At 71.2% G+C, this 13849-nt stretch carries 13 protein-coding genes, 1 tRNA gene and 1 pseudogene; 7 read left to right on the top strand and 8 right to left on the bottom strand.

Annotation, left to right across the window (positions count from 1 at the left end; all coding sequences use genetic code 11):
• Nucleotides 1-9 precede the first annotated feature (9 nt).
• A complete protein-coding gene (locus RFN52_RS08000; protein WP_184844271.1) occupies nt 10-528 on the bottom strand; it encodes a gluconokinase in 519 nt (172 codons plus the stop codon).
• A 138-nt stretch (nt 529-666) separates the two neighbouring features.
• Between RFN52_RS08000 and RFN52_RS07995 the strand changes: the two genes are divergently transcribed.
• Complete coding sequence (locus RFN52_RS07995) at nt 667-1368, top strand: FadR/GntR family transcriptional regulator (protein WP_184844268.1); 702 nt, start codon at nt 667-669, stop codon at nt 1366-1368.
• A gap of 6 nt (nt 1369-1374) precedes the next feature.
• On the opposite strand, the gene RFN52_RS07990 is transcribed toward RFN52_RS07995, so the two are convergent.
• A complete protein-coding gene (locus RFN52_RS07990) occupies nt 1375-1749 on the bottom strand; it encodes a YchJ family protein (RefSeq protein WP_184844265.1) in 375 nt (124 codons plus the stop codon).
• Nucleotides 1750-1811: 62 nt separating this feature from the next.
• Nucleotides 1812-1896, bottom strand: a tRNA-Leu gene (locus tag RFN52_RS07985).
• A 196-nt stretch (nt 1897-2092) separates the two neighbouring features.
• Here RFN52_RS07985 and RFN52_RS07980 point away from each other — a divergent pair.
• From RFN52_RS07980 to RFN52_RS07970, 3 genes are all read left to right on the top strand, one after another.
• Complete coding sequence (locus tag RFN52_RS07980; RefSeq protein ID WP_033311869.1) at nt 2093-3418, top strand: M20/M25/M40 family metallo-hydrolase; 1326 nt, start codon at nt 2093-2095, stop codon at nt 3416-3418.
• A 149-nt stretch (nt 3419-3567) separates the two neighbouring features.
• Complete coding sequence (chpH, locus tag RFN52_RS07975; RefSeq protein WP_184844262.1) at nt 3568-3801, top strand: chaplin ChpH; 234 nt, start codon at nt 3568-3570, stop codon at nt 3799-3801.
• A 132-nt stretch (nt 3802-3933) separates the two neighbouring features.
• Complete coding sequence (locus tag RFN52_RS07970; RefSeq protein ID WP_184844258.1) at nt 3934-4788, top strand: chaplin; 855 nt, start codon at nt 3934-3936, stop codon at nt 4786-4788.
• A 79-nt stretch (nt 4789-4867) separates the two neighbouring features.
• On the opposite strand, the gene RFN52_RS07965 is transcribed toward RFN52_RS07970, so the two are convergent.
• Nucleotides 4868-5056, bottom strand: a complete 189-nt coding sequence (locus RFN52_RS07965) for a DUF5703 family protein (RefSeq protein WP_003989151.1) — start codon at nt 5054-5056, stop codon at nt 4868-4870.
• Nucleotides 5057-5103: 47 nt separating this feature from the next.
• Between RFN52_RS07965 and RFN52_RS07960 the strand changes: the two genes are divergently transcribed.
• The gene (locus tag RFN52_RS07960; RefSeq protein ID WP_184844255.1) at nt 5104-5817 is read left to right on the top strand and encodes a hypothetical protein; all 714 of its coding nucleotides are present in this window, start codon (nt 5104-5106) and stop codon (nt 5815-5817) included.
• Between the two features lie 63 nt (nt 5818-5880).
• Here RFN52_RS07960 and RFN52_RS07955 read toward each other — a convergent pair whose 3' ends face one another.
• The 3 genes and pseudogenes from RFN52_RS07955 to RFN52_RS07945 form a co-directional block, all read right to left on the bottom strand.
• Nucleotides 5881-8319 (bottom strand): helix-hairpin-helix domain-containing protein, encoded by a 2439-nt coding sequence (locus RFN52_RS07955; RefSeq protein WP_184844252.1) that lies wholly within the window; start codon nt 8317-8319, stop codon nt 5881-5883.
• Nucleotides 8316-9302 carry an aldo/keto reductase gene (locus RFN52_RS07950; protein WP_184844249.1) on the bottom strand — a complete coding sequence of 329 codons (987 nt, stop codon included), beginning with the start codon at nt 9300-9302 and terminating at the stop codon, nt 8316-8318. Before RFN52_RS07950 ends, RFN52_RS07955 begins: the two co-directional genes overlap by 4 nt.
• Before the next feature lie 112 nt (nt 9303-9414).
• Nucleotides 9415-10515, bottom strand: a pseudogene (locus RFN52_RS07945) (pectate lyase family protein); the annotation flags it as partial.
• A gap of 211 nt (nt 10516-10726) precedes the next feature.
• Between RFN52_RS07945 and RFN52_RS07940 the strand changes: the two are divergent.
• Together RFN52_RS07940 and RFN52_RS07935 are read left to right on the top strand one after the other, a co-directional pair.
• Nucleotides 10727-11782: an LLM class F420-dependent oxidoreductase gene (locus RFN52_RS07940; RefSeq protein WP_184844243.1), complete on the top strand. Its 1056-nt coding sequence runs from the start codon at nt 10727-10729 to the stop codon at nt 11780-11782.
• A gap of 242 nt (nt 11783-12024) precedes the next feature.
• On the top strand, nt 12025-12813 hold the full coding sequence (locus RFN52_RS07935; protein WP_184844240.1) for a ferritin-like domain-containing protein: 789 nt from the start codon (nt 12025-12027) through the stop codon (nt 12811-12813).
• Nucleotides 12814-12823: 10 nt separating this feature from the next.
• Here the strand turns inward: RFN52_RS07935 and RFN52_RS07930 are convergent, their stop codons facing one another.
• The gene (locus tag RFN52_RS07930) at nt 12824-13819 is read right to left on the bottom strand and encodes a magnesium and cobalt transport protein CorA (protein WP_184844237.1); all 996 of its coding nucleotides are present in this window, start codon (nt 13817-13819) and stop codon (nt 12824-12826) included.
• Nucleotides 13820-13849: the final 30 nt, after the last annotated feature.

Here is a 13849-nt window from a genome sequence, read left to right as displayed (position 1 = left end):
CGCCAGGGGCTACTGGACGGGCTCGGGGAGTTCCCGCAGGGCGTGTGCCGCCCGCTCGGTGATCTCCTCCGGGCCGCCCGCGACGTCCACCCCGACCCCCGCCTCGTCCGCCGCGAGGGGCTGGAGCGTGGCGAACTGGGAGTCGAGCAGCGCCGTGGGCATGAAGTGCCCCTGCCGGTGCGACATCCGGTCCTCGATCAGCGCGCGGTCACCCGTGAGATGCACGAAGACCACGCCGGGCGCGGCGGCCCGCAGCCGGTCGCGGTACGACCGCTTCAGTGCCGAGCAGCTGACCACCCCGCCGAGCCGGGCCCGCCCCTGCGCCCACGCGCCGATGGCGTCGAGCCAGGGCAGGCGGTCCTCGTCGGTGAGCGGGGTACCGGCCGACATCTTGGCGATGTTGGCCGGCGGGTGGAAGTCGTCGCCCTCGGCGTACGGAACGCCGAGCCGGGCCGCGAGCAGGGGACCGATGGTGGTCTTGCCGGTGCCCGCTACGCCCATGACCACGACGACGTGGGGGGTGTTCATCGCTGCCTCACTGTCTGCTGTCCGAGGTCGACACCTGATGTCGACGCAACTGAAACCCATTAGGTACGACGAATTCAAGAGGTCGTGCTCAATAAGTCTGACTTTTTGTCTCCGTGATCTACCCCGTACGCTGAGTGCATGAGCACACCGGGCCGGGGCCTGCACGGCCATGTACTGGACACCCTCGGCCCCGAGATCACGGCGGGGGAGTACCCGCCGGGCAGCGTCCTGCGCACCGACGAGCTCGCCCAGCGTTTCGACGTGTCGCGCTCCGTGATGCGCGAGGCGGTCCGTGTCCTGGAGTCCATGTACCTGGTCGAATCCCGCCGCCGCGTCGGCGTGACGGTCCGTCCGAAGTCCGAGTGGAACGTCTACGACCCACAGGTCATCCGCTGGCGCCTGGCCGGCGCCGACCGCCCCGGGCAACTGCGGTCCCTCACGGTGCTGCGCTCGGCGATCGAACCCGTCGCGGCGGGCCTCGCCGCCCGGCATGCCACATCCGAGCAGTGCGCAGAGCTCACCGAGTGCGCCCTCGGCATGGTCGCCCACTCACGCGGTCACAAACTGGAGGGGTACCTCCTCCACGACGTGGCCTTCCACCGCGTCATCCTGGCCGCCTCCGGCAACGAGATGTTCGCCCGCCTCGGCGACGTCGTCGCGGAGGTCCTGACCGGCCGCACGCAGCACGACGTGATGTTCGAGGACCCCGACCCGGCCGCCGTCACCCTGCACGTCCAGGTCGCCGAGGCGGTCCGCGCGGGCGATGCCGCCCGGGCGGAGCGGCTGACCCGCGAGATCACGGTCGGCGCCCTCCAGGAACTCGACATCCTGGCGCCGTAGCAACGGCTAGGCCGGGAACTCCCCGTCGACGTAGACCCACGCCCCGTCGACCCGCTCGAAACTGCTCCGCTCGTGCAGGGACCCGCCCCGGTACGACGCCCGGAACTCCACCGTCCCGGCGGAGTGGAACGCGGACCCGCCGCCCGTCCCCAGGATCTCCAGCCCGGTCCACCGCATCCCCGGATCCAGCTCCAGCGTCCCGGGCCGTGTCCGCGGATGCCAGGTCCGCAGCAGATACCCGGCGTCCCCCTTCACGAAGGCGCAGTACCGCGACCGCATCAGCGCCTCGGCGGTCGGCGCGGCGGCGGCTCCGGAGTGATAGCGGCCGCAGCACGCCTCGTAGGGCTGAGGGAGCCCGCAGGGGCAGGAACGCCTGGTCATGGTCACCTCTCCGCAAAACGCCTGAGGGCCGTGACCTCGCGGTCACGGCCCTCAGCCTCATGTGTCCGAGGGGGGACTTGAACCCCCACGCCCGATAAAGGGCACTAGCACCTCAAGCTAGCGCGTCTGCCATTCCGCCACCCGGACAAGGTGTCTGTCGCGTGGGTTCTCCCCGCGGCGACGACGTAAACATTACCAGGCTTTCCGGGGTGGCCGATCACCCCCCGGCGGCACCCCGGCGAGGCGTGAACGGCGTGTGACGGGCCGGGAGCGCTCTTGGGGTGCGGGCCGGGGAGAGGGAGGATGAGGGGGACCCACCAGCAGTGACACCGGGAGGAAGCACGTGAGCGAGACGGACACGGCCAGGAGCGTCACCGGCGAGGACGAGGTCGTGGACCTCTGCCGCGAGCTGATCCAGATCGACACCAGCAACTACGGCGACCACTCGGGTCCGGGCGAGCGCAAGGCGGCGGAGTACGTCGCCGAGAAGCTCGCCGAGGTCGGGCTCGAACCGCAGATCTTCGAGTCCCACCCGGGCCGCGCTTCCACGGTCGCCCGGATCGAGGGCGAGGACCCCTCCCGGCCCGCGCTCCTCATCCACGGCCACACCGACGTCGTACCGGCCAACGCGGACGACTGGACCCACCACCCCTTCTCCGGCGAGGTCGCCGACGGCTGCGTCTGGGGCCGCGGGGCCGTCGACATGAAGGATATGGACGCGATGACCCTCGCGGTCGTCCGCGACCGGCTGCGCAGCGGGCGCAAGCCCCCGCGCGACATCGTCCTCGCGTTCCTCGCGGACGAGGAGGCCGGCGGCACCTACGGCGCCAAGCACCTCGTGCGCAACCACCCGGACCTGTTCGAGGGCGTCACCGAGGCGATCAGCGAGGTGGGCGGGTTCTCGTTCACCGTCAGCGAGCAGCGGCGGCTCTACATGATCCAGACGGCCGAGAAGGGCATGCACTGGATGAAGCTCACCGTGGCCGGCACCGCCGGGCACGGATCGATGATCCACCGGGACAACGCGATCACCGAGCTGTCGGAGGCCGTCGCGCGGCTCGGGCGGCACAAGTTCCCGGTGCGGGTCACCAAGACCACCCGCGCCTTCCTCGACGAGCTCGGCGACGCCCTCGGCACCGAACTCGACCCGGAGGACATGGAGTCGACCCTCGTCAGGCTCGGCGGCATCGCCAAGTTCATCGGCGCGACCCTGAGCAACACGGCCAACCCGACGCAGCTCGGCGCCGGTTACAAGGTCAACGTCATCCCCGGCGAGGCGACCGCCCACGTCGACGGGCGGTTCCTGCCCGGACACGAGGAGGAGTTCCTCGCCGACCTCGACCGGATCCTCGGCCCGAACGTGCGCCGTGAGGACGTCCACGCCGACAAGGCCGTCGAGACCACCTTCGACGGGGCGCTCGTGGGGGCGATGCAGTCCGCGCTGCTCGCCGAGGACCCGACCGCCAAGGCGATCCCCTACATGCTCTCCGGCGGAACGGACGCGAAGTCCTTCGACGACCTGGGCATCCGGGGCTTCGGCTTCGTGCCGCTGAAGCTGCCGCCGGAGCTGGACTTCGCCGGCATGTTCCACGGCGTGGACGAGCGGGTGCCGGTGGAGGGCCTGCAGTTCGGCGTGCGGGTGCTCGACCGCTTCATCGACCTGTCCTGAGCCGCCCCTGCGAAACGCCGGTATTCGGTCGCGCGTACGGAATCGACTGGGAAGAGTGAATGCGACGATAAGCTCGTAGCCTCATTACTCCCTCCTCGTTACAGGTAATGCGATCGCAAGATGGGTCGCTTTGCCAACTAGGAGGAATAATGATCAAGAAGGTCGTCGCTGCTGCGGCTGCCACCGGTGGGCTGGTTCTCGCGAGCGCGGGCATGGCCGTCGCCGACTCGGGTGCTCAGGGCGTCGCCGCGCACTCCCCGGGAGTCCTGTCCGGCAACGTTGTCCAGGTGCCCGTTCACGTCCCGGTGAACGTCTGCGGCAACACGGTCTCCGTGATCGGGCTGCTGAACCCCGCCTTCGGCAACACCTGCATCAACAAGTGATGCTTCCCCCTCGCTGAGGGGAGTTCCAAAGCCATCGGTCCCGGAGTGCGTGCCATGCGCCCCGGGACCGAACGCTTCTTTCGGGGAATTCGAGAAGAATTCGAGACAGGGTCGAAGGCAGGTATTCAGTAAATGCGACAGGTCACCCGCAAGGGTCTGATGACCGTGGCGGCCGCGACAGGCGTGATCGCCGCCGCGGGCGGTTCCGCTCACGCCGACTCGGGCGCCCAGGGCTCGGCGTCGGGCTCGCCCGGCGTGCTGTCCGGAAACTCGGTGCAGGCGCCGGTGCACGTACCGGTCAACGTGTGCGGGAACACGGTCAACGTCGTCGGCGTGCTCAACCCGTCGGTGGGCAACTCGTGCGCCAACCAGGGCGGTGGACCGTCGTCGGGGGGATACGGCGAACACGGCGGCAAGGGCGGCTCCCAGGCGAGCGGGCACGCCACCGACTCACCCGGCGTCGGCTCGGGCAACAACGTCCAGGTGCCGGTCCACGTGCCGGTGAACGTCTGCGGCAACAGCGTCGACGTCATCGGCGTCGGCAACCCCAGCACGGGCAACGACTGCTCCAACGGCGGCGGCGGACAGCACGGCACCCCGCCGGGCGGCCAGGAGCCGGGCCAGCCGGGGAACCCCGGCAACCCCGGCGACCCGGGGAACCCTGGCAATCCGGGTGAGCCCGGCAACCCCGGTGACCCGGGGAACCCTGGCAATCCGGGGAATCCCGGCAATCCGGGTGAGCCCGGTACCCCGGGCAACCCTGGTGACCCCGGCACTCCGGGCACCCCGCCCTCCACCGATGGCGAGACCCCGGGCGGCTCCTCGCACGGCAACAAGCCGGGCGCCCAGTTCGTCACCCAGCCCGAGGGCGAATCCCAGCTCGCCAGCACCGGCAGCGACCTGCCGCTCGGCTTCGCCCTCCCGGCCGGCGCGGGCGCGCTGCTCGCGGGCGTGATCCTCTACCGCAAGGCGCGCGCCTCCGCCTGACACCCCCCGCAAACGGAGCGGGCCCCGCCGATGCGGGGCCCGCTCCGTCATGCGCCTTCTTCCCGTGCCCCGTCCCAGCTCACCACGTGGCCCGCACCTGGCGGATGATCCGCCGGCGCAACCGCACCTTGCGGCTGCCGTCGCGCAGCAGGCTCAGACGGTACAACTCCCAGTGTCCGTACTCCGCGTGGTCCGTCAGCAGACGTGCCGTTTCCTTGCGGGAGACCCCGCGAGGTACGTACACGTCGACAAATTCGTATTCCGGCATCGCATCTATTGTGCGGGCTGGGGCCTGGTACGGATAGCGTCTGCACTATGTCTGATGCTGCGCAGTCCACCGCTGCCGAGGTACGCGCCGCCGCCGAGGCGGTCAAGACCGCGCTCGACCGCCACCTGGCCGCGGTCGAACGCAGGTCGGGGGAGGACGACCCGGCCGTCTACGAGGCGTTCAACCAGCTCGCCGCGGCCGCAGAGGTGTACGACGAACTGCTCTACGACCGCTACGACGAGGTCACCCCCTTCGAGATCCCCGGTGCGGAGGACGCGCTGCCCCCGTACGCGGGTCCCGAGGAACCGAACGCGCTGAGCGTACTGATCCGCCGTGACTACGCCGTCGCCGAACCCCAGCGGCTGCTGGCGCAGGCACAGCGGATCGAGGCGGCGGAGGGCGAGGACGGTGCCCCGGCCTCCGGGACGGTGCACGGCGCGCTCGGACTGCTCTTCGGCGAGTTCGAGCCCGACGAGATCGCCTCCCGGCACAAGGAGTTCGGGCTGGAGGAGGGCGACTCCACGCTCTGGGTGACGGCGGCGGACGAACCGGCCGAGCCCGGCGAGTGGCTGGAGGCACCGTTCGAGCAGGTCGACCCGCAGCAGGTGGTCTGCCGCTTCGACGTCAGCGCCGTCTTCGACGACGAGATCGACGACATCGATGACGAAGATGACGAGGACACGGACGGGCTGGAGGACGAGCTCGACAGCGACCTCGACGAGGACGAGGACCTGGAGCCGCTGGACGCGGACCGCCGCTGAGCGCGCACGCCGACAGCCACGGGGGTGGTGGTCATGGGCCCGGGCCCATGACCACCACCCCCGTCACGTGCCGCTGATCTGCGGCCCGAGCAGCACCGGCAGCCGCGTCGTCCGCGGCTTCGCCGGAACCTCGGCCACGGCCCGGGGAAGCGCCTGCTCCACCCCGTGCACCACGGACAGATGACGGTCGGCCCGCCCGAACGCCGTGTACACCCACGGCCGGCTGAGAGCCTGCGCCGCATCACCGGGCAGCACCACGACCACCGCGGGCCACCGGCTCCCCACAGCCTGGTGCGCGGTCAGCGCCCACCCGTGCCGCACGGACTGCTCCACCCGCTCCCTCGGTACGACGACGGGCTCGCCCTCGCACGACAGATGCAGCCCCTCGGCGTCCGCCGTCACCACACGGCCCGGCAGCGCACGCCCCGGGGCGGGGGAGTGGACGATCCGGTCACCGGGGTCGAAGCCGCCGAAGCGGCCCGGGCCCGGATTGAGCCGTTCCTTCAGCGCCGCGTTGAGCGCACGCGTCCCGACGGCCCCGCCGTGCCCGGGGGTGATCACCTGGGTCTCCTCGGCCGGTACCCCGATCGCGCGCGGCACCGAGTCCGCGACGAGCTGCACCGTCCGGTGCACTGCCTCGCCCGCGTCCCGCACCGGCACGATCACGACCTCCTTGCCGGGCGCCTCGACCTGGTTCAGCTCGCCGATGCCGATACCGGAGACCAACTCGCCCAACGGCCCCGGATCCGGCCGGCGCGAGGCCACTTGGGGGCAGATCCGCGCCGCGAGCAGATCCGCGAGCACCCGCCCCGGCCCAGCGGACCACAGCACCGCCGGATCGCCGGCCAGCACCAGCCGCGCCCCGTCCGGCAGCGACTCGGTCAGCAGAGCCGCCGTCTCGACATCCAGCTGGGGCGCGTCGAGCACGACCAGCAGATCGAGATCGAGGGCCCCCTCCGTGTCCCGGCCGGGCCCTTCGAGGCCGGCGAGCAGCCCGGAGACGGTGGCGACGGGGGAGTCGGCGGGTGCCTCTTCGGCCTGTCCCGGGGCCTCCGCAGCCTGGCCGGACCGCCGCAACAGAGCCGCGAAACGGTTGCGGCCGATCGGGCCGTGCGTGGCCGCCCAGCCCCGCAGGCCGAGCGAGCGCGCGGCGGTCAGCAGGGCCGCGGGCTCGGCCAGGGACGCCTCCCCGCCGGTGTGCAGCACCAGGCCCTGTCCGGCGACCGCGCGGATCAGCTCCGCAGCCGAGCCCTGGGCCGCGGCGGCGGCCCGCTCCCACTCCTCGGCCGAACCGTCCTGCTTGGGCGCCGAGTTGACCAGCCGGGCCAGCCCGTCGGCCAGGCTCTCCTCCGCCATCGCGTACCGCTCCAGCCCGACCAGGACACGGACCGGACGCTCCTCGTCCTCCTCCGCGCCTTCCCCGCCCGCCGGGGCAGGGGCACCGGCCTCGCCTTCCAGGGCGTCCTGGAAGACCAGGACCTCACCCTCCGCGATCGCGCCCTGCACGGCGCTGTCGGGCTCCGGCACGCCCCGCTGGGCGAGGGCCGCGAGGAGTGCGGGCATCTCCAGGACGGTGTGACCGGCCAGCGCCGCCTGCTCCAGGAGCCAGCCGGTGACGGCCCGGCCCCGCCGCTCGTCGTCCGGGCCGCACTCGGCTCCGAGCAGGGCCCGGGCGAAACCGTCGGCCTGCTCGGGCCGCACACCGGCGATCCGCAGCAACTGCCAGGGGTCGGCGCGCAGCTGTTCGTCCGCGCTCTCGCCGAGAACCGCGGCGGCCTGCGGCGCGAGCACCTCCGGCGCACCGCCCTCACCGAGCACCTGCCGCACGGCCTCGACCGCCTCCGGGGCGGGGCCGGCCGGCGCCGAGACGGGCTCGGGCGCCACCGGCCGCGGTCGCCGCTCCGGCTCGGGGGCGGAGCGGCGGGGAGCGGGGCGAGGCTCTTCGAACACCGTCGCCGAGGGCTTCTCGCCGCTCTCGACGGCCCGTACGGCCGCCAGCAGATCGGCGGCCTTTCCGCTCAGCTTGGTGCCGCTCGCGATCGGCGCCTTCTTCTCGGCCTTGCGCTGCTCGATGCGCTCCCGCTCGGCCTGCTGGGCCCGCAACTCGGCCTCGGCCTCGGACACCTGCGGGGTTCCGGCGTCACCGCCCTCGGCGTCGGCGGCCTGTCCGGTGCTGGCCGGGGACCCCTCCTCCGAGGCCGCCTGTCCGGTTTCGGCCGCCGGGGCGTTCTCCGGGCCTGCCGCCTGCCTGGGGCCGGCTGGGTCTCCCTCCGCCGAGGCCGCCTGCCGGGTGTCGGCCGGGGCGTTCTCCAGGTCGGCCGCCTGCCCCGTGTCGGCTGGGGCTTCCTCCTCCGAGGCCGGTCGCCCGGCGCCGGTCTCACCACCCCCGGTCTCACCATCCCTGATCTCACCACCCCCGGCCCCGGTCCCACCGGCCGATGTGTTCTCGGCGCCCGGCAGCCCCGGCTCGGCGTCCTCCGTGGTCTCGGGCTCCGTGCTCACAGCGTGCTCCAGTCGTGATCGGGATAGCGGTGCACAGGCGCCGACACATCGTCGAGCGCCCGGCAGATCTCGTCAGGAAGACTAAGGGTCTCCACTGACAATGCCGCCGTGAGCTGCTGCGCGTTGCGCGCGCCGACGATCGGCGCCGCCACCCCGGGCCGGTCGCGGACCCACGCCAGGGCCACCTGGAGCGGCGTCACCGCGAGCCCGTCGGCCGCGGTCGCCACGGCGTCCACGATGCGGCCGGCCGTGTCGTCGAGGTACGGCGCGACGAACGGCGCGAGGTGCTCGGAGGCGCCGCGCGAGTCCGGCGGCATCGTGTCGCCGCGGTACTTCCCCGTCAGTACCCCGCGCCCCAGCGGCGAGGACGGCAGCAGGCCTATGCCCAGTTCCAGCGCGGCCGGCAGCACCTCGCGCTCGACACCGCGCTGCAGCAGGGAGTACTCCAGCTGCGTACCGGCCAGCCGGGTCCGGGTTCCGGGGGCGGCCAGCTGCCAGGTCGCGGCACTGGCCAGCTGCCAGCCGCAGAAGTTGGAGACGGCGGCATAGCGGGCCCGCCCGCTGGAGACCGCGAGGTCGAGAGCCTGGAGGGTCTCCTCCAGCGGGGTGTCCGGGTCGAACGCGTGCACGTGCCACAGGTCGACGTAGTCCGTGCCGAGCCGGGAGAGCGAACCGTCCAGTGCGGAGAGCAGATGGCCTCGGGAGCCGTCGAAGCGGCGCTCGGGGTCCGGGATGCTGCCGGCCTTGGTCGAGATGACCAGGTCACGGCGGGGCACCAGGCCGTCCATGAGCCTGCCGAGCAGGTACTCGGCGTCCCCGTCGCCGTACACGTCCGCGGTGTCGACGAGGGTTCCGCCCGCTTCCCAGAACGTCTTCATGAGGTCCGCGGCGTCGTGCTCGTCGGTGCCCCGCCCCCAGGTCAGGGTGCCGAGCCCGATCCGGGACACACGAAGGCCGGTGCGACCGAGATGCCTCTGCTCCATGAACGCCGAGATTACTGGCCAGAACCTACGCTGTGGGTGCCTGTGGACGACGGATTTCCAGGTGCGGCCGGTCCGTTGCCCCGAGCCGCCCGCGGCCCGTCGTCCTCGGTCAGCACCTGCCGTCCGACACCTGAAGCCCCTTGTTCGCGCCCGCCGTCCGGCTCACGATGGCCGGCACGCAGCCTGCCGCGTCGAGAGCGTGGGAGTAGGGGATGGCGACCGTGGTGTTCGATTTCGGGTCGGGGCCGGCCGGGCGGTTCTCGCTGCCCGGGGCGGACCAGGTCACGTTGTCGAAGATGTTGCCGCCGACCTGCCAGTAGCCGGCCTGGTCGGTGTAGAAGGTGCCCAGGACGTCCTTGGAGTCCTCGAAGTAGTTGTTGTCCACCTTGGCGCGGGCGCCGGCCCGGGAGTTGATGCCGGAGTCGTTGAGGCGGACGTAGTGGTTGTTGTAGAGGTGCGCGATGCCGCCGCGCAGCAGCGGGGCGCGGGAGTCGATGTTCTCGTACCGGTTGTGGTGGTACGTGATGTAGCCGTTCGACCGGTCGCTCTCGCTGTTGCCGACCAGGCCGCCGCGGCCGGAGTTGCGCAGGACGCTGTAGGAAAGGGTCACGTACTGGGTGTTGTCCTTGAGGTCGAACAGGCCGTCGAAGCCCTCCGACTCGCCGCCCGACGCCTCCAGGGTGGTGTGATCGATCCAGACGTTGCGGACGTTGCGCTCGATGCCGATGGCGTCCCCGCCGTTGGACGTGGGGGAGCCCGACTTCTTGACGTTCCGGACGGTCACGTTCTGGATGATGATGTTCTTCGATTCGCGGATGTGGATGCCCAGTTGGTCGAAGAGGGCGCCGCTGCCGACTCCCACGAGGGTCACATTGCTGACCTTCTTGAACTCGATCACCCCGTCGGCGGTGTCGCAGCCGGCGCCGGAGACCTTCTTGGTGTTCGCGTGGTTGATGGTCCCGGTGACCTCGATGGTGATCGGGGTGCTGGTGCCGGCCCGGCTGCAGAGAGCCTGGTGGATCGCCGTTCCCGTGGTCGCCCGGACCGTCTGGCCTCCGGCGCCGCCGGTGGTCCCGCCGTTCTGGGTCGCGTAGCCGGTGGCGCTGCCGGTCGCCGCCGAGGCCTCGGGCATCGACACGAGCGTGCCGGTCGCGGCGGCGAGGGCCATCGTGGCCAGGGTCGCGTGGAGCCTCAGGGGAAGTGCTCGCTTCATCGGGTGCCACTCCGTTCGACTGCGGAAGGTGGAGGACGGAAAGCGCTTTCCCGCGAAAGGTAGGGACTCGTCGTGGACGCGTCAATGGTCGTGTCCATGATTTCTGTTCACGGATCTAAACGACAGGCCGGCTGTGGCCGTGTACCTTGCCCCGGCCCCCGCGCTAAGGTCTCCGCAGAAGGCACGTTACTGATCAGTAAGGGGATGCGGCATGCAGCTCGGTATCAACCTCGGCTACTGGGGTGCCGGAATGGACGCGGACAACCTGGCCGTCGCCCAGGAGGCCGACCGCCTCGGATACGCCGTCTGCTGGGCCGCCGAGGCCTACGGCTCCGACGCCGCCACCGTACTGAGCTGGGTCGCCGCCCAGACCGAGCGCATCGACGTCGGCTCCGCCATCTTCCAGATCCCGGCCCGGCAGCCCGCCATGACGGCCATGACCGCCGCCACCCTCGACTCCCTCTCCGGCGGCCGCTTCCGCCTCGGTCTCGGCGTCTCCGGCCCGCAGGTCTCCGAGGGCTGGTACGGCGTCAAGTTCGACAAGCCGCTCGCCCGCACCCGCGAGTACGTCGAGATCGTCCGCAAGGCCATGACCCGCGAGCGGCTGTCCTACGAGGGGCAGCACTGGACGCTGCCCCTGCCCGGCGGTCCCGGCAAGCCGATCAAGCTCACCGTGCACCCGCAGCGCGAGCACATCCCGCTGTACATCGCCGCGATCGGCCCGAAGAACCTGGAACAGACCGGTGAGATCGCCGACGGCGCCCTGCTGATCTTCCCCTCCGCCGAGCACCTGGAGGACACCACGATCAAGTACCTGCGCGCCGGCCGCGAGAAGGCCGGCAAGACCCTCGACGGGTTCGACGTCTGCCCGACCCTGCCGCTCGCCGTCGGCGACGACAAGGACGTGGCCACGCTCGCCGACACCTTCCGCCCCTACACCGCGCTGTACGTCGGCGGCATGGGCAGCCCCAAGCAGAACTTCTACAACCAGCTCGCCCAGCGCATGGGCTACGAGCGGGAAGCCGCCGAGATCCAGAGCAAGTACCTCTCCGGCGACAAGCAGGGCGCCGCGGCCGCCGTGCCGCACGACCTGATCGACAAGACGACCCTGCTCGGTTCCGTGGACCGGATCGCGGACCGGATGAAGGCCTACGCCGCGGCCGGGGTCACCACCCTGTCCCTCGCGCCGGCAGGCTTCACGCTCGACGAGCGGCTCGCGTCCCTGCGGGCCGGTACGGAGGCCCTGGAGCGGGCCGGACTCGCCTAGAGGTTTCAGCGGCCGTGGTGGGGGCTCAGGGGTCTTCCCCGCCACGGCCGTCACGCAGAACAACGCGCCGGGCCGCCGTCGGTTACGGCGTCGCGCCCGGCACGCCTCCCCCTCGCGTCCCCCATTCGGCGGAGTTGTCCGTCACACCTGTTGCAGTGCTCTCCGCCCCGCACTTGACTCGTTCTTCGCGGAAACCTGCGAAATGCCGCAGAACGCCCACGCGCGCGGGAGAGGTGCCCACGATGCTTTCGGCCAAGAGTCTGTTCCAGGAGATCCTCGACAACGACGAGTCCTTCGCCCTGTTCTGCTCCGTCGCCGCGAGCGGCGAGACCCAGGGCGGCTGGGAGAACGCCCGCATCGCCGCACTCGTACCCGAGGCCGAGCGGGAACTCGCCCCCAAGATCAGCCGGCACGGCGCCGACGAGGACAAGCACGGCCGGATCTTCAACGCCCTGATGAAGAAGCGCGGCATCGACCCCGTCCCGGTCCCGCCGGAGACCGACTACACCATGCTCCTGGAGAAGAACGGCATCGGCCTCGCCCACACCCGGCTGAACCGCGACGAGCGGCTCACGGTCCAGGACATCGTCACCTACCTGTCGCACAGCAGGGTCACCGAGCAGCGCGCCTCCGAGCAGATGGACCTGCTCCGCAAGCACTTCGCCGACCACCCCGACATCGGCCGCGCGGTCAAGCAGATCTCCAACGACGAGGACAACCACCTCGCCTACTGCCACGAGGAACTGCTGCGCTTCGCCTACGCGGGCCACGGCCGGGCCATCCAGCGCACCCTGCGTGAATGCGCGCTGGCCGAGATCCGGATCTACCGCGACGTCAGCCTCGCCGTGATGGCGCACATGGGCCGCATCCTCGGCTGGTCCAAGGCCAGGTCGGCCGTGCTTGTGGCGGGCATCCACGCGGTGTACGCCTACGAACGCATGGGCGGCTGGCGCCGGATGGTGTCGCTGACGACGCCCGAGCGCCGCAACGCCCTCGGCGGCCCCGCCTCCCCGGAACCCGAGTTCGCCTGAGCCGGTCCGGCTACAGCCACCCGCGGCGCTTGAACAGCCGGAAGACCATCATCTCCAAGGCGGCCATCAGAACCAGCAGTGCCGGATAGGACCAGACCCAGCGCAGCTCCGGCATGTGCTCGAAGTTCATGCCGTAGATCCCCGCCAGCATGGTGGGGATCGCGGCCATGGCCGCCCACGCGGAGATCTTGCGCATGTCGTCGTTCTGCCGGACGCTCATCTGCGCCAGATGCGCCGAGAGGATGTCCGACACCAGCCGGTCCAGGTTCTCCACGGACTCGTTCACGCGCGTGAGGTGGTCGTTGACGTCGCGGAAGAACGGCCGGGCCCGGTCGTCCACGAACGGCACGGCCACCCCGGTCGACGCGGTGCCCGCCAGCCGGCTCATCGGCGGGGCCAGCGGCCCGGTCGCCCGGCGGAACTCCAGGACCTGCCGCTTGAAGTCGTAGATCCGGGACGCCGTGTTCCGGGACCCCCCGCCGTCCGGGGAGAACACCTCCGCCTCCAGCCCCTCCAGGTCGGTCTGCAACTCGGTCGCCACATCCAGGTAGTGGTCGACGGTGGCGTCGGCGACCGCGTACAGCACGGCCGTCGGGCCTTTGCCCAGCAGTTCCGGCTCCTGCTCCAGCCGGTGCCGGACGGCCTTGAGCGGGGCGCCCTCGCCGTGCCGGACGGTCACCACGAAGGAGTCGCCCAGGAAGATCATGATCTCGCCGGAGGAGACGGTGTCGCTCTGCGGCTCGTACGCCACCGGCTTGAGCACCACGAAGAGCGAGTCGTCGTACACCTCCAGCTTGGGCCGCTGGTGGGCCTTCAGGGCGTCCTCGACGGCCAGCGGATGCAGCCCGAACTCCCGGGTCACATGGTCGAACTCGCCCTCCGTCGGCTCGTGCAGCCCGATCCACACGAACCCGCCCGCCGTGCGGGCCTCACCCAGGGCGTCGGAGAGGTCCTCGGGACCTTCCGCCCGCTGTCCGTCGCGGTAGATGGCACAGTCGACGATCACGAAGCGAGTCTCCCGTCACTCGAACGACAC

The sequence above is a fragment of the Streptomyces collinus genome, assembly GCF_031348265.1.
GTDB lineage: Bacteria > Actinomycetota > Actinomycetes > Streptomycetales > Streptomycetaceae > Streptomyces > Streptomyces collinus.
The sequence above is the reverse complement of the archived record's forward strand: the minus strand, read 5'-3'. Positions and strand labels throughout refer to the sequence as shown.

Excerpts from the sequence above, each read along its gene's own strand:
- RFN52_RS08000 (WP_184844271.1), bottom strand. The coding sequence starts at position 528 with ATGAACACCCCCCACGTCGTCGTGGTCATGGGCGTAGCGGGCACCGGC.
- RFN52_RS07995 (WP_184844268.1), top strand. The coding sequence starts at position 667 with ATGAGCACACCGGGCCGGGGCCTGCACGGCCATGTACTGGACACCCTC.
- RFN52_RS07990 (WP_184844265.1), bottom strand. The coding sequence starts at position 1,749 with ATGACCAGGCGTTCCTGCCCCTGCGGGCTCCCTCAGCCCTACGAGGCG.
- chpH (WP_184844262.1), top strand. The coding sequence starts at position 3,568 with ATGATCAAGAAGGTCGTCGCTGCTGCGGCTGCCACCGGTGGGCTGGTT.
- RFN52_RS07970 (WP_184844258.1), top strand. The coding sequence starts at position 3,934 with ATGCGACAGGTCACCCGCAAGGGTCTGATGACCGTGGCGGCCGCGACA.
- RFN52_RS07965 (WP_003989151.1), bottom strand. The coding sequence starts at position 5,056 with ATGCCGGAATACGAATTTGTCGACGTGTACGTACCTCGCGGGGTCTCC.
- RFN52_RS07960 (WP_184844255.1), top strand. The coding sequence starts at position 5,104 with ATGTCTGATGCTGCGCAGTCCACCGCTGCCGAGGTACGCGCCGCCGCC.
- RFN52_RS07950 (WP_184844249.1), bottom strand. The coding sequence starts at position 9,302 with ATGGAGCAGAGGCATCTCGGTCGCACCGGCCTTCGTGTGTCCCGGATC.
- RFN52_RS07940 (WP_184844243.1), top strand. The coding sequence starts at position 10,727 with ATGCAGCTCGGTATCAACCTCGGCTACTGGGGTGCCGGAATGGACGCG.
- RFN52_RS07935 (WP_184844240.1), top strand. The coding sequence starts at position 12,025 with ATGCTTTCGGCCAAGAGTCTGTTCCAGGAGATCCTCGACAACGACGAG.